The sequence below is a fragment of the Algibacillus agarilyticus genome (genome assembly GCF_003286125.1).
Lineage (GTDB): Bacteria > Pseudomonadota > Gammaproteobacteria > Enterobacterales > Alteromonadaceae > Algibacillus > Algibacillus agarilyticus.
In genome coordinates this window covers 43,001-66,886 of sequence record NZ_QMED01000026.1, presented here as the reverse complement: position 1 = coordinate 66,886, position 23,886 = coordinate 43,001, and the positions used below count along the sequence as shown (strand labels likewise).

Sequence of the window (23,886 nt, the reverse complement as noted above, 5' to 3'; positions counted from 1 at the left end):
TTTCAGGCTATAGCCTAAAAACCTCTTCCACGCCCAAAGGACGTGGTTTTAATTTTTAATAAAGTAAGTTGTTCGTTTTTATATAGATATAGCAATAAACAAGACCAGAAATAAAAACAGCAAGCCAAAGGTTTTGTGGGTGAAGAGCACAAAAAACAAGGGAAGATATTATGGCTGAAAAAATAAAGCCTCCTCGTTGATACAGCTGTTTGAATATAATGCCACGAAAGTAAATTTCTTCTATTAATGGGGCTAAAATGACTTGGCAAATAATAAATAAAACTATTGAATCAAAGCTATTACCAAGTTTTTCATTTGGAGCAATAGTTAATGTAGATTCTTTAAAGTCGTAGAGTGAAACGGCATATTCATAAGAAATAAAAGATGCTATATAGACATGGCTACCGAGTATACCAATATCTAAAATGGTCGCTGTTATACCCGTTACCACTAGTAAACAGATCGATGTGTTACTGATTTTGTTAATTTTTATAGGTTCAATATTCGCTACATTTTTTATTAGCCAAGCAAAGCCTAAAGCAATAAAGAAAAAAACAATATAAGAAATTTTTTGAGTAATATAGGCTCTATACCCCAAGACTTGGATGTATTTTATTAAAATACTTTCCGATAGCACTAAAAACATAAGGAACAGTAGAATAGCCAAAGTAGCGGTTCGGATGTTCCTTGCACCCATTTTATTCCAGCAATATAACTCCATATTTATCTAACCTTATAATACCAATCCATAATAATAACTGCCCACTCAGCGAGCGCTTAAATGAAAGAATAGTGGTGCTCTTTTGAGTTCGATCAACACAAAGTAAGCGCATTTAAAACTCGCCTGAAAGGAATGCCCCAGCGGCTTTTGATCTGCGTTATCGGTATTTGAAAGGGTACAACCATTCCTACACACCGACGCCTTGTTCAAAAACAGCTGGATGCATTCTGAGAGATCACTTATTTATATGGATTGGTATAACTCTATAACGGTGTTTTTCAAGGTGGTTGTCGCCTAAAGTTAAATTTTATGCCACCTTTTTGTCTTCTTTTTTGGCTGGATTTAAATTCACTTCTTCAATGAATGACCAGTCCCTTGTTTTTCCTGACCAACGACTCGGGTTTTTCATCTTAGCTTCTAAATTAACCTTATGACGATTTGCTAATATCGCTTTATCGAGCCCTAAATGACGCTGATTCGGGGTCACAAATTTAATCCCACTATGTAAATGTTCACTGTTATACCAATTAACAAATCCATTCACCCATTCCCTTGCTGCATTAATGTCTTCAAAGGGGGCTTCAGGGTATTCTGGTCGATATTTCAACGTCTTAAATAAAGATTCGGAATAAGGATTATCGTTACTCACCGAAGGACGACTAAATGAAGGCATTATGCCCAATTCTTGTAATGTTGCCAGCATCGTTGCACCTTTCATTGGGCTACCATTATCCGAATGCAACGTAACCTGGTTCGGATTAATTTGCTCTCTTTGGTAAATATCTTTCATTAAATCAGCTGCCAATGTTGTTAATTCAGTGTCATGAACCTGCCAACCCACAATTTTTCGACTGTAAACATCCATCACTAAATACAAGTAAAAAAACACCCCTTTTATACACGTCGGCAAATACGTAATATCCCAACTATAGATTTCATTGGGCTTGGTCGCCGTGAGCGCTTTGGGTTTGACTACCTTTCTTGAAGGTTTACTTTTTTCTCTGTGTGTCAATAGATCGTGTGCTTTCATCACGCGTTCAAACGAACTAACTGATGCTATCCAAACCCCTTTATCTAATAGCTTGGGGACGATTTTGCAAGTGGGTAAATGGCCATATTCAGCTGAGTTAACCACCTTTATTATTCTCTGGCGTTCCATGTCCGTTAATCGATTAGCCGGTGTCTTAATTGCATTGATCCGACCATCTTGTGTTTGATTTGGTAGTGACCAACGCTGCAACGTTCTTGCACTCAACCCGAGTATTTCACAAGCTTTGACCTGACTTGCGCCAGCCGCTTGCGCTTCGGCAACCAATACCTGTAACTGTTTACGCTCGTCAGACGGTGTTAATCGTCCTCTCTGAGCCCCCAAATCGCATCCGCTTTTTTTTTAAGAACCAATAAAGCCGCGGTTTCGGCTAACGCTTTATCTTTACGATTAGCTCTTTTTGTAACTGCTTAATTTCATTTTTAAGACGCTTTGTTTCCTGTGTCTTCGTTGCGTGAGTTGTTGTTACTGCACCTTGAGTAATATCTTGTTTCCATTGTTGAACATGATGCGGGTAAATACCTTGCGTTCGGCAATATTGGTTAATGGCTTCGTCATCTAATGCTGCGCAAGCAATAATGGCATTTAATCGAGCTTCAGGGCTCCAATCTTGAGGTCGTTTTTCTTTTTTCATATCATTACCGGGCGAAAGTGCATCTAATTGATTATCTTTAGCCAGTTTAATCCATTTTTGTAATGTGGAGTAGCCAACATTAAGTTCAATGGCTACCTGTTTCAAATTAACATGGCCACGCTGATTTAATGCTTTTTGAACTGCTTGGCTCTTAAATTCTTGAGTAAATTTGTAACTCATTTTTGCTTACCTCTACTAAAAAGTTAGAGGCGACAACTATCCTGACACAGGGGGATAATAAAAGAGAGAGGGGCTGACCTCTCTCACTTACTTTTACTCCCAAAAATCATCCCAAGCTTCAAACGCATAATAAGTTGCTTCATATACATCAAGGGATCAGCTAACTTGATTTTATATATGAAGGTTATTATTTCTTAACTGGGGCAGTTCAATCCATTAAACCACGTTAGTGCTACTTGTTCACTACCTTGTATTTGAATGGCAAAGATGGGTCAATCGTCATATCTGGTTGTTGCTTAAATTGGATCACTCTTGAGTTATCTACTTTAAGGCTATTCAATACGGTTTGAATAGCCGAGGCATCAAACCTTAACGCGGTATATTCACCTTTTAATGCATATTGTCCGGGATAGGTAAATAAGTTCTCCGATAATTTGCTGGCTAGTTTTTTCCCATCAAGTACCTCGGTTTGCTCAAAGTTTTTATTGGCATCCGCAATATATTTAAGGTAGTTGTCTTTTACTAAAACTTTACCTTTAAGTTGACTCGTATATTGGTAAATCAAATCAATAATTTTTTGCCTGTTCAGCTCACCTGTTTGGGTTAATGCCACTCCAACATTCAGGTAACCACTTGAACCGAATTGTTTAGGTGAGCTATCTACGTTAATGCTGCTAATGTAATTAAGGTCGACTAACTTACGCTTTAACGATGAGCTGTCGTTGTTAGTTAACAACCAAGAAACATATTCATTAGGGTTGGTTTGCCAATCCTTTAAGTTATTCGGAATGAAAAATTGAACGGTGAGTCTATTCGATAAATTTTGTAAATAATCTTTAGGCTCTATATACAAAGTATGGGGTAGGCTTTCTTTGGGATAAGCCTCAACGGTGATATTTTTGTGTTCAACGGGAAAGCTAGGTATAAAGCTGAAATAATGTTCAACGTATTCTGCAAGTTTATCTAAACTGTTAGGACCAACCACAACCAAGGTCATATTGTTGGCTGAAAACTTGGCTTTATGATGCGCTAATAATTGCTTGCGTAAGGCTTTAATGTCTTCTCTTGAATCACTTCTGGCCACATGGTTAACAGGATTTCCCTCAAAATAACGGATAGGGTGTAATGGACTGGCATCGGCAAAAAGCATTTTTCCCATTTCAGCTTGTTTGTCTACTCTATGTCGGTTAAGTGCACGAATACCACGCTTTATCTCTTTAGAAGTAAATTCAGCTTGCAAATATTGATTAAATACAACCAAAGCTTTATCGGTTTTATTTGTTGTAACATAAAAACCAAGCTCGGTTGAATTAGCAAAGGCTTTTCCGACACTGCGCTCTTTATCATTAACATCAATAGTTCTGATATTTTTAGCATGCTCAGAAAAGTATTCGAATACAGTATACCTTACACTACCTCCGTAAATCATATGCTCATATAAGTGTGCAAAGCCACGTTGATCACTGGGGTCGCCTAAACGCCCTTCCGCTAGTCGTAAATTAACTGAAAAATTTTCAAGTTTAGGGTCTGAAACCAGCATCGTTCGAATATTATTGCTTAAGGTTATGCTGCGGTATTCACGAGTATCGTTTTTCGGTTTTAATACCTCAACATGTTGTTGTGACGGGATAGGCTGTTGATATTCAGACTGTTTAGCATACAGCGGCGCTGTGATTAACTGGCCGATTAGTAGTAGCGCCCCCAATACGTTCCTACTTTTAATTGTGTACTTTCTTGTGTTTTTCAAAGTATTTCCTTATTTTGAAGTTAAGCAGGTTAAACCATAAGGAACATTAGAATAGCCAAAGTAGCGGTTCGGATGTTCCTTGCACCCATTTTATTCCAACAATATAAATCCATTTTTATTTCCTTAACTTTATTTTATCTTGAGCCCATCAAGTTAGCAGCCCCATTGAACTTGCTATGAGTAACTATAACTTCCTCATGTCATTTGTTGAGTTGTTGATCCAGAGATTCATGTCTAAAGCGCATTTTTATAACGATTCCGTGTGAACTCTTTATAATTGTTGAGTTTAATTATAATAGAAGTTAACAACATGTGATTGCTATAGATCATTATTGACTTAATGTTATTTATTATGCAACATGTTTTTGAGCGTTCGATGATCAACGCATGGAGATACTACGTCACATATCTTTAAATTTACTTAAATCAGAAAACGAGCTCAAAGTGGGCATTAAAATAAAATGGCAGATGGCAGATGGAGTCATGGTTTCAAGGTTATGAATTGGGTAATACAAATACCTTGCACTGTCCCGCTAAATTGATTTCTGCACAAAAGAAAAAAATATAAATGAAAAATTCAATTAGTAGATTTGCCTTATTTTTGGCAATAAACCTAACTTTTAGTCTAACAGGTTGCTCCTCCACTCCGTCGTTTCAAGATCAAGTAAAAAAAGACGTCAGTGAAATTAAACGGCAAATAAAAGCCACCCACCCTGCATTTCTAGCGCCGAATGAAAACAAAGAGTTTATATCGTGGTGGGAGACTGGCGATCAGTTAGTTGAAGAAAAACGACCACTGGTGCAAACACAACATGATGCAACGGCCTTGCTCAATTTTTATATATTGGGTTACAACGAACCGCATATGACAGCAAATCGATACATTAAATGTAAGTTTTGTTTGAATATCCCAGTTCCCTTTACGCAGACCGATCTGCTGAACATCAACATAGGAGACGCAGAAAAAGAGTTATCGTATGCTAAGTGGAGTGGCTTTTTCGTCGACTTAGTAAATAATGAGTTTGTCGTAGCCCATACCAGTCAAAACTGGCCAATAGACTTGCCTCCCATCGGTTCAAAATTACACAGTTGTAACAAACAAAGCGTCAAAGATATTTACTACAAGCAAATACTGCCCTATGTTGATCACCGTCGCGAGGCTCATATGAGGCAAGCGACTGCGTTTTTCACATTTAGTTACCCGAGCCAGTATCCAATACTGGCACAACAACTTCATACCAGTTGTAATTTCCAGTTAATAAATGGTTCATTAAGAAATTATGCATTAACATGGCAAGGGATAGAAAAGCATAAAAAACGCAAAGATAATGACTGGCGCAATGTGGGCGAGAAGTTCAATAGCGGTAGAAAACCCAAATTGGGCATTGAAAAAAAGGCGGGCTTAACTTGGGTGAGTGTACCTTCATTTAGCTTTAAAAACAGTAAAGTAGAAAGCTACAACAGGATCCTGTCAAAGGTTCAAAAACTCGAAGATAACAATAAACTCGTTATCGATTTGCGGGGAAACAGAGGGGGTTCAGTATTTTATATGGCCCAATTAATTCAATCTGTCTATCCATCTATTGACGCCTTAAGTTATAGTGATACACCTGAACCTGAAGCTACGCTTAAAGTTTCAAAGCAATTAATCGAGTTTTACCTACAACATCTTAAGCTGTTCGAAAAAGCCGAACAAAATTCTATTTCACCAAAGCTGAAATTTGAAAAAAATACGGTTTTAAAATTATCAAAGCTCCTCCAAAATCATGAAAAGTTGGACGAACCGCTTACAATAACTAAACAGAAAATACCTGAATTATTTAATTTTAAATATAAGAATAATACTCGCCAAAAAGATTTCAGAGGCCAAGTCATACTCGTGACAGCTGACGATTGCTTTAGTGCTTGCCTAACATTTATTGACTTATTAAGTAAAAAGGAAAATGTTATTCATGCAGGAAAAATCACAGATGCTGACACCAAACACCTCAATAATATAACCATTCGTACATCAAACAATAAATTTAGAAGTTTGAAATTTGTACTGCCCATAATGCATTTCACAAACCGAGCTCGTGAAGATAACGCACCAATCATCCCCGATTACCAATATTCAGGCTTCATTTGGGACACCGATAAAGTCAAGAATTGGATTTTGAAAACGGTGTTAAATAATTAACCAGATGTATTTAAAACGTTCACAGTATTATTGCTATAGCGTCAAGTAAATATGAGAGCATTAAGAATGACTTTTTATCAGTTCAACCAAATTTTTCAGTTCAATAGTGTGTTATTTCGAACTCCGTTTTTTATAGCCATGACTGTGCTATCAACGGCACTGTTTCATTCGGCATTATTCGCCAAAGTTAGTTTTGAATCACAAACCCTAATTACTGATCGTGCCATGTTTTTTGATGGTAATAAAGTCGGGGTGAAACATACTGCGAATAATCCCGATGGTTATGATTACGTTTTTGGCAATGCGCTATCGCCACACGGTGATTGTATAAAAGTGTTTCAACACTTTGTTTTTATGACTTGGTATCGTGGTGGTGTCGAAGATCGCCATGTGATGTTATCTCGTTTTAATACTAAAACTGGCGTATTAAAAACAATTACTTTTCCGCATCGTCATACCGGCTTTAAAGGCAAATGGTGGTTAGGAGAAACACACAATACGATTGCAGTGGGCATTAGTCCTAAAAACGGCAGTATTCACTTGTTATACGATATGCACCGTAACGGCAATGTGCCAGCGTTTGATGACGATTATTTACGTTATTCTTTTTCTAAAGCAGGCGCCGCCACGGTGAGTGACGAGCAATTTACTTTACAACAATTTGTGAATTCTAAAGCTGGGCATTTCAAGCATCTTAAGTTTCCAGGCATCGATGATGTCAATACCACCCGATTATTAACCTACCCCGCATTTTTTGCAGATAAGCGAGGGGACTTGTTTATGAAAATGCGATTTGGTTATTCTGCCAACGGCAAAATGTTATTTGCTAGGTACGACGGCAACCAATGGCACGGATACGATGAATTTAATAGCACAAATGCTTCCGAGAAAGGCAGTGAACATAACTGGGGTTTGTACGGCGATTTTAAATATGTTGGCGGCAAATTTAGAATTGCTTTTCAACGACGCTCTAAAAATAAAACCGATAAGTATAAATACCAAAACGGTATTTATTACGCTTATTCAAACGATCGAACGGGTAAAACCGAGTGGAAGACACCTAACGGTAAAGATTTAAACCTACCAGTGATTGAAGCCGATTTAATCAAAATTGCAGAGCCTGGTGATTGGGTGAAAACCAGCAAAAAAGACCAAGTTTTTATCTCACACGGTTTTGACTTTACGGTGACTGATGCAGGTGACGAGCATTTTGTTAGTCAAATTCGAGACCAAGAGTTCAACGTCATTAAAAACCTGCACACTTACCGCAAAGTTGGAGATAAAAAATTTACGACTGAAGCGTACAACGGTGGCAATCAGCTCTACACTTCTGGTAATAATGTTTACGTGATTGGCTTAAAAAATGGTCGAGTCAATATCGTACTAACTAAAGGCGGAACCAGCGACTTTAAACAAGTGTATCAACATCAGGCCGGTCCTAAATTTGATAAAGGCGTGGTTAATGTCGCAGATGGCAAAGTCTATTATTATTTAAAACAAGCTGAAGGGACGGGTGACAAACGTAAGTTATATCTACAAGTCTTTGACTTGTGAACTGCGGAGTAGTATGCCAGATTATTTAATAGCCATCGGAAATTTACCGCTCTGATTAAGCACTTAAGTAATAAAAATAAAGTTAAAGATGAAAATAACGATAACAATGATGTGCTCACTACTTAATCGTATGTAGCTCAGGTATATTCTTGAAACTGAGTTAAACTATGAAATACAGCGACAGCTGTGGGGTTTAAATGAACTTAATTAACAACATTCGTATTAAAAACCGTATCTTGATCCTCGTTTCAATACCGGTCTTAGTTGCATTATTTTTTGCAGTACAGCGTTATCAGCAGGCCACGCAAACTTTAGACAATATCAAGCAACTTGAAACACTCCAGGTGTATGTATCTAAAGTATCTCCTCTAATATCTGCGCTTTATAAAGAACGTTTAATGAGTAAGTTATATGTGGGGCCAGGCGATCAGTCTGAAGTCGGACTAGAATTTAAGACAGATTTAGAACAAAGCCAAGCAGATACAGAACTCCCACTACAAAATTATCAAAACTTAATTGCCAATAAAAAACAATATCAAGTATTCCCGAAGTTATTACAAGACATAAATAAAGTTGAAACGGTATTAACGAATTTTTCTGAAGCGCGTGAATTTGCGAGCAAAAAAATGCGTAAGGGTGTTCACCCTGAAAGTAACCGCGATGTGCGGACTTTAAGAGATATGAATACAACGATTAATACCCTTATTAGTAGCTCACAACAAGTGGTATTACTTTCTGCCAGAAACGAACAATTGTCATTACTGACCAGTGCTTATCAAAACTTGACCTATGCTCAGAATTACCTAATGTTATTAATCGGTAATGTATATGAAGCCATCAGCGTAAAATTACCCTTATCCTCGTTTGCTAATATTTCAAAACAAGTCGGCCAGGAAGGTGCTTATTTAAAAGGATTTGCCAACTACGCGCCGCCACATATTGTGCAATATTTTAATCAACAACTTGGGAAACAAGAGTTTTATGTACAAGCACAAAAACGTTATGAGCAAATCCGAAGAATAGGTAGTTCAAAACTAAACTTGCCGATAGAAGGTAATGCCGATGAATGGATGGAACAAGGGGCATTAATGGTCGACGGTTATAATAAAGTCACATCGTTCCTATTAGAAAATATAGAACAAACCAAGTCTGAAATATTATCTGATGCACAAAGTGCGGTGACTCAAACTGTATCAGTGATAGTCGCTTTACTTATCATACTGATCGCAGTTTCTTATATGATCATCAATAGTATTAATGTGCCGTTAAAACAAATGATCAAAGATTTTGCTGAATTGTCTGAAAGTAAAAACATGACATTAAGAACACAAATTAATGGTAACAATGAATTAACGTCGGTCGGCAATGCTTTTAATTCACTGATTGCATCGTTTGAACAAACACTTTTGAAAGTTCGTCAGCAAATGATTGATATGGACGAAATAACCCATCGTGTTGCACATTCAATGGAAGATTCCATGACTATGATTGATGGTCAGAAATCAGCAACAGACAGTATTTCTGTCGCTATTAATCAAATGACTACAACTATTTATGAAGTTGCAAAAATGTCAGCGGCGACTTCAGAAATTGTGCAACGTGCAAACGAGTTATCGATTAATGGTGAACAAGATGCACAATCGAGCCGTGAAACCATGGATGAATTATTTCAAGAGTTGGCGGATACTAGCGTTTTAATTACCAGTTTAAATGATGAAGCAAGTCAGATCAGCAATATCGTCCAAGTGATCAAAGGCATATCCGAACAAACCAATTTATTAGCTTTAAATGCTGCGATTGAAGCCGCCCGTGCCGGTGAAATGGGACGAGGTTTTGCGGTAGTTGCGGATGAAGTTCGAGAATTATCTAAACGCACCCATGACTCCACCGATCAAATCCAAGGCCAGATTGAAGCGTTGATTAGTGGTGCTAGTAAAGCCTCTCAAAAAATGGAGTTATTACAATCTAATGGCTTACAAGCAGTAGAGGTTGTACAAAAAAGCTCAGAAGCATTTATGACCATCAAACAAGAGCTTGATCAAATAACCGATATGGCTAGCCAAATTGCAGTCGCCTCAGAAGAACAAACTAATGTCGCTGATGAGATTAATGAACGTGTTCATGTGATCAAAGATGATTCAGAAAAAATGTTCGAACAAGGAACGGTCACTCTAGCTGATACTCAAAAGCTAAAAGAAAATGAAACGCACTTAAAACGAGACATCAATGAATTCCACTTTTAATCATCAAAGTCATGCGAGTCACTTCGATCATTCTACCGATGACTCATAATTTCAGCATGAAATTGATATAGAGGCTGATATGATTGGTATTAAGATTTATCAAGAGAAACCCCAAGCCTGATCACGCAACAACAATTTGTACAAACTCAAACACCAACAGGTCACATGCAATCACAAATTTTTCGTCCAGCAGTCGACGGCCAATTCCCTTGCATCATTTTTTATTCAGAAATTATCCAAAGTACCGCGCCAATTACACGGACTGCCAATACCCGCTGACTCGACAGAAAATATTAACGCCTTGTTCTCTTCGGAGTCAACCGGCGGTGTTTTTCAAAGTAATTGTCGCAAAGTTAATTTTAATGAACTTTTGTCATCCGTATATCCCTCTCTCGGATTGGTCGCTTACGACCCTTTTTACAACATCCAACCTAGGGCGTGTTTATCTTTTGTGTATCGTGTAGGACAGGCATTATAACTCTCCCTCAAGTAGGTTGGTGCTAAGCTTGCGAAGCCCAACGTCACGTATGTTGTATTAATATTAAAATGGCGTTTTTAGGTTAGCAGTATGTGTTGGGCTTCATTCTTCAGCCCAACCTACTTGGCTTTTTATTAGCCCCGGCACGTATCGTGTAAGACAGGCATCATTAAATCTATTGATGCATGTCTCGTGTGGTATGGGATAGCCATCAATAAACCTAGTACACCTTGCTTTCTACAGGTTGATAAATACTTGTTGGTAAATACTTGACCACGGCATACCGAAAAAACAAAAGCAAACTGAATAAAAAAGCCGATGGTTCGGTGAGGCATCGGCTTTGTGTGTTTTGCTAATAAAACGATTTAAGCACCGTTATAAACAACATTAACAGCGTTATTTAGCGAGGATCGACTCCATTTCGTCCATTATACTGTTCATGCGTTTTACTAATGCGCGGTAAGGTTCGGGGCTTGCCATGTCGACACCCGCTTGCTTCATAAGCTGGTATGGGTAGTGTGATCCACCTGCTTTTAGCATATTAATAAAGTTATCACGCGCAACTTCATCACCCTGACCAATCTGTTCAGCTAAACCTGCTGCTGCCGCAATAGATGTCGCATATTGAAATACATAAAAGTCGTAATAAAAATGCGGAATGTAAGCCCATTCAATGGCAAACGTGTCATCAATTGTCATGATACCTTGGTCGTGACCATGATATCGTCGTAATAGTTCTAAATACATTTCAGACAACTTAGCCCCCGTTAGTATTTCACCCCCTTCGGCCGCTTCATTTATTTTTAACTCAAATTCAGCAAACATCGTTTGACGAAAAAACGTACCGCGTAATGCTTCTAAGCCAATACCTAAGTAATACAGTTTTTCAGCGTCACTTGTGGCTTGTTTAACGACTAAATCTTGTAGCAGCATTTCGTTCATAATGGAGGCAGTTTCAGCGATAAACGTCGCGTAATCTGCGGTTTCCCATGGTTGATTAGCGTTGCTTAATACCGAATGTACGGCATGTCCATATTCATGGGCAAAGGTTGATGCGCTGTCGTAATCGTCATTATGGTTAAGGAGTACGTATGGGTGTACGTCGTATGCGCTGCCAAACATGTAAGCGCCTGAACGTTTACCTTCTTGTGGGTATACATGCATCCATCGACCTTCTACCCCTTTGTCGTACGCGGCAATATATTCATTGCCCAGTGGGGCGAGTGCTTCACGCGTTAGTTTAATAGAGTCGTCTAAGGTAAAGGTTTTATTGAGTTCAACCAGTGGCGGATAAATGTCGTAGTAACGCAGATCATCTTTAATCCCCAACATTTGCTTTCGTAACGTGAAATAGCGATGCAATGTTGGCAAGGCCGTGTTTACTTCTTTCACGAGTGTTTGATAAACCGCTTCGGGCATATTATCGCCAGCCAGCGCGCGGCCAACTGAGGTGTCGTATTTTCTAACCTCAGTTGAAAACATAAGCCCTTGAACATGTGTATTGAGTATGCTGCCCAGCGTCGCTTCGTATTCTTTCCATTTACCCCAAAAGGTATTAAAAACAGCCGCTCGGTCTTCTCTGTTTGGCGCTTGACGTGTTTTACTGTAACCCGCTTGGCTTAATGTGATGACTTCTCCTGTCGACAATGTAATTTCTGGCCACGGTAAGTTGGCATTCGCTAATACACTGTAAATAGAATTAGGCGCGCTGGTCAATTTGCCTGTTTTTGCGATCACGGCTTCCACTTCTTGGCTCAAAGTATGAGGAGCCTGACGTAGAATGTCTTCTAATGCGTGTTGATGAACCGCTAAGCCTTTTTCACTTTTTATAAAGCTCATTACTTTAGCTTCACCGATGGCTAATACTTCAGGGCTGTACCAGCTTATTGCAGCACTTAAGTCACTTAACATCGCTTTAGCAAGCTGACGACGTTCTTCATTTTCAGCGATTTTTAAGTTTTCATCCGCTTTAAGTGTCGCATATACCAGTAAACGCACCGCGGCTTTATACACATCAGAAATCGTATTACTGGCGCTTAATAATGCGCTCGCACTGCTTGCGAGCGAGCCTTTTAAACTCGGCAGCGCGTTAATACGTTCAATCGTTTCTTGTCTACTTTGTTCCCAATCAGCAGGCGATGAATAGAGCTCTGTTAAGTCCCAAATATACTTTTCGTCTATGATTTTATTGTCGGGTTTAAGTTCAGCCGCCGCCGTTGCTGAGGCATCCACAATGGCTTTTTCGGGGTGGGCCTGACTTGTATTGCTGTCAGCTGTATTAGCTTCATCACCACAGCCTGAAAGCAAGGCAGCGGTTATAATAAGATAAGATAATTTGAACGTTGGCTTGAATGTCATGCGTACCGGATCCTTAGTTATATTTTTAGTCTTGTTTAATTTTAAAGCAAGCTGCTGTATGCGTTGGTTGGCCTATAAGGCTTGGCTTATTTACTTTACATTCATCATCTGCCAGTGAGCACCTCGTGTGAAAAACACAGCCTGCTGGCGGGTCAATTGGGCTGGGTAAATGGCCTGCTAATAGGTCTATTTTTTTGTTGCGTTCGGCTTTTGGATCAGGTGCCGGAATAGCCGACAACAATGCTTTGGTGTAGGGGTGTTGTGGGTTTTGATAAATCGCGTCTGCGTGACCCATTTCAACCATGTTGCCTAAATACATCACCATGACATGGTCTGATATGTGTTTAACAACAGCTAAGTCATGGGCAATAAATATTAAGCTTAAATTAAGTTCATGCTGCAGCGACTTAAGCAAGTTAACCACTTGCGCTTGTATTGATACATCCAGAGCCGATACGGGTTCATCACAAATGATCAACTTAGGTTTGAGAATAAGCGCTCGTGCAATGCCAATACGTTGGCATTGTCCACCCGAAAACTCATGCGGGTAACGATTGATTAAATTAGGCAGCAACCCCACTTTTTTCATCATTTGTTGTACTTGTTCTTTTACGTCATCTTTTGATAATTGCGGATGATACGTTTTAAGTGGTTCAGCAATGATGTCGCCAATGGTCATTCTAGGGTTAAGCGAGCCGAGTGGATCTTGAAAAATCATTTGAAGATCTTGGCGTTTCTCGTGCCAATCCTGCTTTGGCAGCTTAGCTAAATCATCACCTAACCAAACAACTTCGCCTTCAGTCACCGGTACAAGCCCAATAATGGCGCGCGCTAATGTCGACTTACCACAGCCTGATTCGCCCACTACGCCTAATGTTTCGCCTTGACGCAATTGAAATGAAACACCGTCTACCGCTTTAAGTTGATCCGGTGCCGACCAAAACCACGCATTTTTTTTGGCAATGCTAAATTGAACTTTAAGGTTTTTTACATCAAGCAGTAATGATTTATTGTCCATTAACGGGGTCTCCTTGCTGCGTACTTTGTTCATCCGTTACCTTGCTTTCAATGCCAAGCTTACCTTCATTCCAATCATTCCAATGACAGGCACGAAGGCGATTATCGCCAAATTTATTCAAGGTCGGCATTTTGTTTTTGCAGATGTCACTCACCTGTAAGCATCGTTGTTGAAAAGGACAGCCCGTGGGTAGATGCAATAAATTGGGTGGGTCACCCGGAATAGTCGATAACGTATCTGATTGACCTTCTAACCGAGGGATCGCTTTAAGTAAGCCCTGTGTATAAGGATGGGATGGTGTATAAAACATGTCATCCACCCCGCCATATTCCATGGTTTGTCCCGCATACATCACCAATACTTTGTCGCAACTCCCAGCGACAACACCTAAGTCATGGGTGATCATAATAATGGCGGTATTAAACTCGTGTTGCAGTTCTTTTAACAAGCTTAATATTTGAGCTTGAACGGTTACATCTAAAGCTGTGCTTGGTTCATCGGCAATCAATAGTTGTGGCTTACATAATAACGCCATCGCGATCATCACACGTTGACACATGCCACCTGAAAACTCATGTGGATACATATTCATACGTTGCTTTGCTTCCGGTATTTTAACCGCATCAAGCATCGCAACAGAGGCATCAAACGCGGCTTGGTGTGACATGCCTTTGTGAAGTTTTAATACTTCCATTAACTGCTTACCTACTTTCATGTAGGGGTTGAGTGATGTCATGGGATCTTGAAAAATCATTGATATTTGGTTCGATCGCAATTGATTTAGCTGCGCTTCGGGTAAATTAAGTAACTCCTGGTTATTAAATTTAGCCGAGCCACGTACCTGACCATTTTTAGCCAGTAACCCCATTAATGCATAAGCCGTTTGGCTTTTACCAGAACCGGACTCGCCTACAATCCCTAATGTTTCACCTTGTTGCAGGGTAAAATTGAGCTTGTTGACGGCGGTAACGTTGCCGTCTGGCGTTGTAAAGTTAACCTCTAGATCTTGTACTGTCAGTAATGTCATCGCGGGCCTCTACTGTTGCTTAGGATCAAGCGCATCGCGCAGACCATCGCCAAGATAATTAAAACAAAATAATGTGGTGACCATAAATCCGGCAGGCACAAGCAATTGCCATATAGCCACTTCCATTGTTTGTGCGCCTTCTTGCAGTAATGCACCCCATGATGTCATGGGTTCTTGAACCCCTAAGCCCAAAAAGCTTAAAAAAGATTCAAACAAAATCATGCCCGGCACCAATAAGGTTGCATACACCACAACAATGCCTAATACGTTAGGCACTAAATGACGGCTAATAATATGTCGACTACTCACACCCGACACTTGGGCTGCTTCAATAAACGCTTTGTTTTTTAAGCTTAACGTTTGGCCACGCACAATACGGGCGATATCAAGCCAAGACACACAGCCAATGGCCACAAAAATAAGAAAAATGTTACGACCAAAAAAAGTGACTAACAAAATAACTAAAAACATAAAGGGCATCGACGCTAAAATTTCAAGCACACGCATCATAACGCGGTCGGTATTTCCGCCTATGTAACCCGAAGTAGCACCATATAAGGTCCCAATAAGCACCGCAACTAACGCCCCTAATATACCCACCATAATAGATATACGCCCGCCCACTAACACGCGAACAAACATATCGCGCCCCAATGAATCCGTTCCTAAGTAGTGGCCATTGTCCCAATTTGGGCCGGTATGAATATTAGGCCAGTCGGCAATGTCAAATTCATGCGCGCCCAAATAAGGACCAAACAACACCGCCAACACAATAAAAGATAAAATATATAAACTGGTGATCGCCGCACGGTTTTGCTTAAAACGACGCCATGCATCTTGCCATAAACTACGGCCTTCTATAGTAAGTTGTTCGCTAAACGATTCAACCGCTTGCTGATTTTTTGAATAAGATGGACTCATCATTCTACCGCCTTAGTAACGAATTTTAGGGTCAACAGCGGCATATAAAATGTCGACAATCGCGTTAAATGCAATGGTTAAAAAACCGATTAAAATGGTCAATCCCAGTACTAATGAATAATCGCGGTTGAGCGCACCATTCACAAACAGCTTACCTAAACCGGGTAAACCAAATATGGTTTCTATCACAACTGAACCGGTAATAATGCCAACAAACGCGGGTCCCATATAAGACAAAACCGGTAACAAAGCCGGTCTTAATGCATGCCGAAAAATAATGTGACGAAAAGGTAAGCCTTTCGCGCGTGCAGTGCGTATAAAGTTAGCACTGAGCACTTCAATCATTGAGCCACGTGTAATACGGGCGAATGAGGCAATATATAAAAGTGACATACTCAGCATGGGCAGTAAAATGTATTGCCAACCGCCACCTTGCCAACCGCCCGCAGGCAACCAGCCAAATTGAATAGCAAATATATAAATAAGCACAGGCGCCAGCACAAAAGACGGCATAATCACCCCCAACATAGCAGACGACATCAAGGTGTAATCTAACCACGTATTTTGCTTAAGCGCCGCGAGCGTGCCAATACCAACGCCCACAAGGGTGGTAAATACAAAAGCCAGTAAACCTATGGTGGCTGAAACAGGCAAAGCTTGGGCGACAAGCTCATTAACTGAGTAGTCTTTGTATTTAAATGAAGGGCCAAAGTCACCTTGCAAAATATTACCTAAGTAGGTGAAGTATTGCTCGTACATCGGTTTGTCTAGGCCATACTTAGCTTCTATTTTAGCAAGAACTTGCGGTGGCAAGCCTCGTTCACTGGTGAATGGACTACCGGGCGCCATTCGCATCAAGAAAAACGAAACGGTGATCAATACCAGTAACGTAGGAATGGCTTCTAGTAGCCGTTTTATCACAAATTTAAGCATGTTGTGTTTATTCTCCTTGGCTGCTGGTAGCGCTACTCAGCTTTTATATACATGTATTTACTAGGCATAATGTCGAGTGCATTATTTAACGGATAACCGCCTACTTTCTTTTTAACTAAGCGAGCGTTCACATAATGATAAATAGGAATGATAGGCATATCGCGGGCGAGAATGGCTTCAGCATCGGCATAAGATTGGCGACGGCTTGCTAAATTTTTGGCCTTTAGCGCCTTATTAATCACCGCGTCGTATTCTGCATTTTTATAATGCATATCATTAGAAGAATTGTTAGATAACAACAACGTTAAAAAGGTAGACGGTTCATTATAGTCACCGCACCAACCCGACCGCGTTAATTGATAAGTACCAAATCGGCGCGTATCTAAAAACGTTTTCCATTCTTCATTAACTAATGACACACGCACGCCCAGCGTTTGCTTCCAAAGTTGTCGAATAGCCGTGGCAATTTTTTTATGGTTTTCACTGGTGTTGTACAACAATTCGATTTCAAGCGGATTGTTTTTATCGTAACCCGCTTGCGCCAATAATTGTCGCGCTTTTTCATTTCTTTCGTCTTGGCTCCATGTTGCGTATTCAGGTAAGTCGGCCTGCATATCTGCCGTTTTATCTGGTGTAAAATAGTAAGCCGGTGTTTCACCTTTACCCGTAATGTAATGCGTAATAATGTCGCGATCTAAAGCATATGCTAATGCTTTACGAATACGAACATCATCAAAAGGCGGGTTGTCGACTCGAACCCCATAATAGTACGAACATAACATAGGCGTGATCACGACACTGTCGCTATGTTCTTTGGCTAAGCGTTTAAAATGCTCGTTAGGCACCTCATAAGAAATATCAATTTCGCCGGCAAAAAAGCGATTCATTTCAGCCACTTGATTTTCAATAGGTAAATAAGTCACTTTGTTAAGGATCGTCTTTTTAGCGTCCATGTACTTATGATTTTTGATTAGCACCATGCGCTCGTTTACAACCCACTCATTTAATACAAACGCACCGTTACCTACAAAGTTTCCACTGCGTGTCCAACGATCACCGTGCTTTTGTATAGTGGCCTGATGTACGGGTTTGACTGAGGTATGAACAAGCATTTTGGGGAAGTAAGGCAGTGATTCGGTTAATTCAATTTTTAAGGTGAGATTGTCGATAGCGGTAATGCCCAGTTTGTTAGGCTTAAGTTTACCCGCAAGCACATCTGCAGCATACTTAATAGTGGTCATCTCTAAATACCAACCATAAGGTGACGCAGTAAGGGGATCAGCTAAACGCCGCCAGCTATAAACAAAGTCGTGTGCGGTAACCGGATCACCATTTGACCAAACAGCATCAGGCCTGAGGTAAAACAAAAATGTTCGATTATCTTCCGTGTGCCAATGACTCGCCGCACCGGGAATTAAATTACCGTTTTCATCTTCAGAGGTCAGCCCTTCTAATAAATCACGGATCACAATAGAGCTATTCATCGCTTCTGATTTATGTGGATCTAACGAGGGTACCTCAGCGCCAATTCCCCGTACGAGTTCTTGTTTTTTAGCTAACACAGTGCCCACAGGAACATCGACAGCATAAGAGCTGACACAAAACATGCACAGCAATAATAGAGACCATCGCATGCGTTGAAACAATAAAGACATAACAAACCTTGTCGTTTTTATTAATTTATCAGCCTCAACAGCGCTACTTTGTTTATTAAAACAAGGGGTTGGCTTAAGGGTTTGGCTGAGTATTTATGCTCTAGTATATGCAAATTACGCAGGGTTTACATAGCTTTTATTTTTGAGCCTGTATTAACAAATTTGAAGCAGGGTTTCTACCAAACCCCTTTAACCCGACACACCGCGATAACCCACCCTGCCCAATATATTTAACCCGACATATCGCGATACAAATCCAGGTAACGAGGTTCGTGAACAACAGACATTAATTGATTTAACAATGACTGATGATGTTGTTAACAAAATAAAAGCGCAAACAACAAACAATGGAGTAGATTTATTAACACAAAAGCTTTTATACTATATTTTATTTAAATATAAACATGTGGATTTATATAATGAAATACACTCGCTTGATTATTGCTGCCTCTATAGCTGCTAGCATGCTAAAACCCGTTTTTGCAGAAGTAGTAGATGTGCATTTAGCACCCACTACCATTCGAGATATTGGCGGCATAACCCAATTTAACCGGTCACAATACATAACATTGCATGAAAGCTTTGGTTCGGGTGATCTCTCTGAAGAAGACTTACTACACATTGAAAACGAATTAGAAGCTGAGTTTGGCCGAGATGGCGGGCTTATATCATGGCTAGCAAATGACATACCGGCTGATAGTAAAAACCCTAAAATGCCTGATGTTAGTAAAATGAAAGATCTATTTCAGAAAAAGTTCTATGAAAATGGCAGTGATATTCGACTGAATGCAGAAAACATGCGCAATGTAATTTTGTGTACTCACCCTGAAAAAATGCATGGCCATAAAAATAACAAATCGTATGCTTGGGGGCCGTATTCAGCAGAAGCAACCGCAGAATATACAGCCCACTTATTAAAATATGGATTTACTGATAAAAACAGACCGCGTGCTATTGAGGTCTATAACGAACCTTTTGTAAAAGCCAAAAAGATCCCCACTAACATTGAAGAAATGAGTAAGCAACACAACGTTGTGGCAAAACGTGTAAAAGAACTAAATCCCGATGTCATGGTAGGTGGCTACTCAGCGGCATGGGTTGAATTTGAAAGCGGTAACTGGAATAACTGGAATAACTGGCAGAAAAAATTTATGGATATCGCCGGTGAAAACATGGACTTCTGGTCATATCACATTTACGACGGGGTAAACGTAATGGGTACGCCGCGTGCAAGAACCGGCAGTAATTCAGAAGCCATTATGGATATTATTGATACTTATAGCCACATCAAATTTGGCGTTGCTAAACCAATAATGGTAACAGAATACGGACAAATACCCGCAGGTAATATGAGTACAATGCCTTATAGCGAAGCGCGCTCGGCCGGCATGTTGTATTCTGCACTAGGCCAATTAATGACCTTTATGGATCACCCCGACCGTTTAATTCGCACCGTACCTTTTATTCTGGGTAAAGCATCATGGACATATGGCATGGCCAATGACTATGTACCGGGTGACGCAAACCCTTATCTGCTATGGCGACGCCTAGCAGATGGTAAAACCTACGTCGAAACCGACCTAACCAAATTTTATTATTTTTGGAAAGGCGTAAAAGGAGAATGGCGCTTAAGCTCAAGCAGCAATCCCGATGTACGTGTGCATATGTTAGCCGACAATAACCGACTCAATGTGATCATGATGAATCTTGATAGCGAATCAAAACAAATCGCGTTAAATGGCCTAAAAACAATTAAAACAGATGCAGTAACCATTCGCTCGTTAACCACTCACGCTGAAAAGCCAGTACTTGCCGAAAAAGCGTTACAAAAAATGCCAGAAAGCCTTGAATTAAGCGCGGGCGAAATAGTAATGTTTCAATTGGAAATGAAGCATAGCTTACCTGTTAAAGGCAAAGTTAAAGAGCATAGAATTTACGCAACGGATTACCTACAAGATATAAAGGGCAATCAACAACTTAACTTTACGTTTAATGGCGTACCCACAGGAAAAGGGAGTGCAACGCTACGTCTATCGCCTGCGCGAGAGCTTGGCAAGCAACCACTACCATCAAAAATTTCGATTAATGGAACACCACTAGCACTACCAACCAACTGGGCGGGTGACAACCAAAAAGGCCGTAAAATGTTTTATGGCATGGTGGAATTAGACATTCCCATGGCTGCGCTAAAAGAAAAAAGCACCGTGAGTCTTAGTTATCCAGATGACGGCGGTAAAATAGCCAGCGCTGTACTACAAATTAATCGAGTAGAACATTAACGTTCAACTATAAAAGTTAATCGTGTCGGTGGTTATAAACCAAGGCAGTAACCGACACGATACTATCATTTACGATCGCTTGTCTCGACTCCTGAGATGATCACATCACATTCAGCACCATAGACTTTGTGCCAGGGTTTGTGAGAGACAGGGGTTGTGTGAGACAGGCATAAATAAGCTTTTGATTTTATTTGATATTACATAAGTGCATCGATGACTATCCATCGCGGTATGGCGTGTCAAATGCGCTGACGTAGGGTGGTTTAACGAGGTACGAGTGTAAGCCACCTTTTTCATAAACCAATATAGAATCAACCGCTTGGTTTTATTGAATTTGAAGGGGAAGGTTACAAAACCTTTATTGGGTTTGTGCGGATACTATGAAACCCGGCTTACGCGCCAACGGCGCTAAACCGGCCTACAAATATAAAAAGTTTGGAAGAGTTTCGACTTAAAGCAAATGATGAAACAAGCTACTATCGTGCAAGACAGCCATCATAAAGCCCCTCAAGTAGGTTGGCGCTAAGCTTGCGAAGCCCAACGTCATGTATGGTGTATTAAAATGGCGGTTTTGGGCTTAGCAGAGTGTGTTGGGCTTCATACTTCAGCCCAATCTGCTTGGTTAACAATATTTAAAACCACATAATTAGCTGACCCGATCCAAAGAGCGGCAGCGAACATTTTTATCACTAAATTTCGCGTACCCAAATATTACGAAAACTGATTTCACCATTGTGATCTTGCAACAAAATAGGTCGACAACCGTGAGCACTAAAATAACGATCGTGTAGGACAGGCATGAATAAGCTTTTTATTTTTCTTGATATTACATAATTTTATCGACTCTGCATCGATGACTATCCTGCACAAGCCCCGTTAGGTCTGTTATCTGCCGACATAGGGTTTGGCAACACCACTTTGACATGCGCACTTTCTCTGCCCGTTGGGAACTCAGCCAACGATTCACCTGTCACTGTGATCCGCCTCATGTGAGGTGACAAGTTTTCAATTGATAAAACCTGTGTCATTCTCATTTTCGGCCCCATGGTATTCCTCTATCAATTGTTAATACGTGGTCAATGTCGATGCAACATAAATCATACGGCGACCCTTTCATACAATGGACGTTATTCAAATAGATGAAATAGCGCCGTTACCACCGCCTCTGGCACACAAGGTTCAATGCTGAATGCAATCCCTATGGCGTGGACTCCCTACCGATTCAATCGATATTTTGCTCTAATATTACCGCGCCGCTTCCCTGCTGGGCCAACACATCGTCAGGGTTATACATGGGGCAATGCTTCATCGACAAACAACCGCAGCCAATACAACCTGTTAATAAGTCACGTAAATTAGTTAAGTAGTTTATGCGTTCATTGAGGTCTTGCTGCCACTGGTTAGACAATTTTTGCCAATCATGTTTATTCGGTGTGCGGTTATTGGGTAACGCCGCAAACGCTTGTTTAATACTCTCCAAACTCACGCCTAATTTTTGCGCGGCTTTGATAATAGAAATACGCCGCAATACTTCTGGGTGATAACGTCTCTGGTTGCCACTATTGCGCCAACTATTGATTAGGCCTTTTTCTTCATAAAAATGCAGAGTCGATACTTTGACTCCGCATCGCTTAGCAACAACACCCACGGTTAGCTCTCTATCTTGTTGCATTATCCCTCTCCAAAAAATTTGAATAATCTGTGAAAAAACGCTTTACCTCAACCTAACTTGAGGTTTTATAGTACCGCTAAATCAAATCAAAGAGAACAAATCATGCATTTAGAGCACTTAAATTTAGTGGTACATCACTTGGATAAAACCTTAGATTTCTATCAAGCGGCTTTTCCGCACTGGCATGTGCGGGGTCAAGGCACGCAAAACTGGTATGGCACACAAAGGCGTTGGTTACATTTTGGCGATGACTATCAATACTTAGCCTTTTGCGACAATGGCACGGGCGACAATAGAGCCTTAGACACCAACAATCTAGGGTTGTCACATTTTGCCTACGTCACGCATAGCCTTGATGCCACAACAACGCGCTTAGCGGCGGCGGGTTATACGCCGAGTAAAAATGGCAACAATACCCTGTCGCGCAAAAACATTTACTTTACCGATCCAAATGGCTTTGAGATTGAATTTGTTGAGTACTTGTCTGATATTCCCAGTGATCGGAATGACTACGAATAACCCAGGTTCATCAGGCTAACGCGGTGACTTGGTTAACGTCTCTCGACCCAAAACATGTCACACGGCCACCGCTATCAATTTAACAAAACTAATACTGTTGATTAAACAAGGAACTATCATGAAAAGCGTCATCATTTTAGGCTCAAGCCGACGTCAAGGTAATACCGCACAACTTGCCCAACACTTAGCAAGTGAAATGAATGCCGAAATCGTCGACCTCGCTTCATATCACATTCAGCCGTACGACTACGAACATAACAACCAAAGCGATGACTTTGCATCGCTAATGGAACACATACTGAGTTTTGATCACCTAATTTTCGCGTCTCCCATCTATTGGTATTCAGCGAGTGCCACCATGAAGCTATTTTTAGACCGTATGTGTGACTTAATTGAGATCGATAAAAAGCGCGGTCGTTCACTTAAGCAAAAAACCGCTAGCGTCATCTCTACCGGCGCCGCTCAGGAAGCAGTTAGCTGCTTCGAACCCGTGTTTAGCTTAACCTTTGACTATTTTAATATGCAATACAACGGCATGCTGTACTGCTGCTGCCCGCAGGTTTATCACAAAGATGAACACGATAAAAAGCTCAGCGTTTTTGTGCGTAATATAACGCCTAATACCAATCCGTCTTGATATTTTCTCACTCAGCATCGTTTCTGAGCAAGGGGTTCACAGCTTCTGCGCCCTGCTCTTGCTAAGGACTTGCATCCGTGCAA

General features: G+C 40.4%; 16 protein-coding genes and 1 pseudogene. 6 read left to right on the top strand and 11 right to left on the bottom strand.

Translation table 11 applies throughout. The features are described from left to right. Nucleotides 1-55: 55 nt before the first annotated feature. From DPX34_RS16890 to DPX34_RS16870, 3 genes and pseudogenes are all read right to left on the bottom strand, one after another. Entirely contained in the window at nt 56-721 is a 666-nt protein-coding gene (locus DPX34_RS16890) for a CPBP family intramembrane glutamic endopeptidase (protein ID WP_111979623.1), read from the bottom strand. Between the two features lie 307 nt (nt 722-1,028). Beyond that, nucleotides 1,029-2,583, bottom strand: a pseudogene (locus DPX34_RS22095) (IS3 family transposase). A gap of 232 nt (nt 2,584-2,815) precedes the next feature. Beyond that, the gene (locus DPX34_RS16870; protein ID WP_157964770.1) at nt 2,816-4,330 is read right to left on the bottom strand and encodes an insulinase family protein; all 1,515 of its coding nucleotides are present in this window, start codon (nt 4,328-4,330) and stop codon (nt 2,816-2,818) included. Between the two features lie 568 nt (nt 4,331-4,898). Between DPX34_RS16870 and DPX34_RS16865 the strand changes: the two genes are divergently transcribed. The 3 genes from DPX34_RS16865 (at nt 4,899) to DPX34_RS16855 (ending at nt 10,306) form a co-directional block, all read left to right on the top strand. Continuing rightward, on the top strand, nt 4,899-6,509 hold the full coding sequence (locus tag DPX34_RS16865) for a S41 family peptidase (RefSeq protein ID WP_111979619.1): 1,611 nt from the start codon (nt 4,899-4,901) through the stop codon (nt 6,507-6,509). Nucleotides 6,510-6,647: 138 nt separating this feature from the next. Beyond that, nucleotides 6,648-8,063: a BNR-4 repeat-containing protein gene (locus DPX34_RS16860; RefSeq protein ID WP_111979628.1), complete on the top strand. Its 1,416-nt coding sequence runs from the start codon at nt 6,648-6,650 to the stop codon at nt 8,061-8,063. Between the two features lie 197 nt (nt 8,064-8,260). Further along, complete coding sequence (locus DPX34_RS16855; protein ID WP_111979618.1) at nt 8,261-10,306, top strand: methyl-accepting chemotaxis protein; 2,046 nt, start codon at nt 8,261-8,263, stop codon at nt 10,304-10,306. Between the two features lie 874 nt (nt 10,307-11,180). Here the strand turns inward: DPX34_RS16855 and pepF are convergent. Genes pepF through DPX34_RS16825 form a run of 6 tightly spaced genes read right to left on the bottom strand, consistent with a single transcriptional unit; the run spans nt 11,181 to nt 18,696 of the window. Next, nucleotides 11,181-13,142 (bottom strand): oligoendopeptidase F, encoded by a 1,962-nt coding sequence (pepF, locus tag DPX34_RS16850; protein ID WP_111979617.1) that lies wholly within the window; start codon nt 13,140-13,142, stop codon nt 11,181-11,183. Between the two features lie 25 nt (nt 13,143-13,167). After that, nucleotides 13,168-14,160, bottom strand: coding sequence for a murein tripeptide/oligopeptide ABC transporter ATP binding protein OppF (oppF, locus tag DPX34_RS16845; RefSeq protein ID WP_198673738.1), 993 nt, complete (start codon nt 14,158-14,160; stop codon nt 13,168-13,170). After that, nucleotides 14,150-15,187 (bottom strand): oligopeptide ABC transporter ATP-binding protein OppD, encoded by a 1,038-nt coding sequence (oppD, locus tag DPX34_RS16840; protein WP_111979615.1) that lies wholly within the window; start codon nt 15,185-15,187, stop codon nt 14,150-14,152. Before oppD ends, oppF begins: the two co-directional genes overlap by 11 nt. Nucleotides 15,188-15,196: 9 nt before the next feature. After that, nucleotides 15,197-16,108, bottom strand: a complete 912-nt coding sequence (gene oppC, locus DPX34_RS16835; RefSeq protein ID WP_111979627.1) for an oligopeptide ABC transporter permease OppC — start codon at nt 16,106-16,108, stop codon at nt 15,197-15,199. A 12-nt stretch (nt 16,109-16,120) separates the two neighbouring features. Next, nucleotides 16,121-17,041 carry an oligopeptide ABC transporter permease OppB gene (gene oppB, locus DPX34_RS16830; protein WP_111979614.1) on the bottom strand — a complete coding sequence of 307 codons (921 nt, stop codon included), beginning with the start codon at nt 17,039-17,041 and terminating at the stop codon, nt 16,121-16,123. Between the two features lie 32 nt (nt 17,042-17,073). Beyond that, nucleotides 17,074-18,696: an ABC transporter substrate-binding protein gene (locus DPX34_RS16825; RefSeq protein ID WP_111979613.1), complete on the bottom strand. Its 1,623-nt coding sequence runs from the start codon at nt 18,694-18,696 to the stop codon at nt 17,074-17,076. Between the two features lie 419 nt (nt 18,697-19,115). Here DPX34_RS16825 and DPX34_RS16820 point away from each other — a divergent pair, with 419 nt between their 5' ends. Next, nucleotides 19,116-20,975 carry a beta-agarase gene (locus DPX34_RS16820; RefSeq protein ID WP_111979612.1) on the top strand — a complete coding sequence of 620 codons (1,860 nt, stop codon included), beginning with the start codon at nt 19,116-19,118 and terminating at the stop codon, nt 20,973-20,975. Between the two features lie 857 nt (nt 20,976-21,832). Here the strand turns inward: DPX34_RS16820 and DPX34_RS16810 are convergent. Beyond that, on the bottom strand, nt 21,833-22,009 hold the full coding sequence (locus DPX34_RS16810) for a siderophore-interacting protein (RefSeq protein WP_198673736.1): 177 nt from the start codon (nt 22,007-22,009) through the stop codon (nt 21,833-21,835). 188 nt (nt 22,010-22,197) lie between these two features. After that, nucleotides 22,198-22,647 carry a redox-sensitive transcriptional activator SoxR gene (soxR, locus tag DPX34_RS16805; RefSeq protein ID WP_111979610.1) on the bottom strand — a complete coding sequence of 150 codons (450 nt, stop codon included), beginning with the start codon at nt 22,645-22,647 and terminating at the stop codon, nt 22,198-22,200. A 99-nt stretch (nt 22,648-22,746) separates the two neighbouring features. On the opposite strand from soxR, the gene DPX34_RS16800 reads away from it, so the two are divergent. Both DPX34_RS16800 and DPX34_RS16795 read left to right on the top strand, forming a co-directional pair. After that, nucleotides 22,747-23,166 carry a VOC family protein gene (locus DPX34_RS16800; RefSeq protein ID WP_111979626.1) on the top strand — a complete coding sequence of 140 codons (420 nt, stop codon included), beginning with the start codon at nt 22,747-22,749 and terminating at the stop codon, nt 23,164-23,166. Between the two features lie 118 nt (nt 23,167-23,284). Beyond that, a complete protein-coding gene (locus DPX34_RS16795; protein WP_111979609.1) occupies nt 23,285-23,803 on the top strand; it encodes a flavodoxin family protein in 519 nt (172 codons plus the stop codon). The last annotated feature ends 83 nt before the right edge of the window (nt 23,804-23,886 follow it).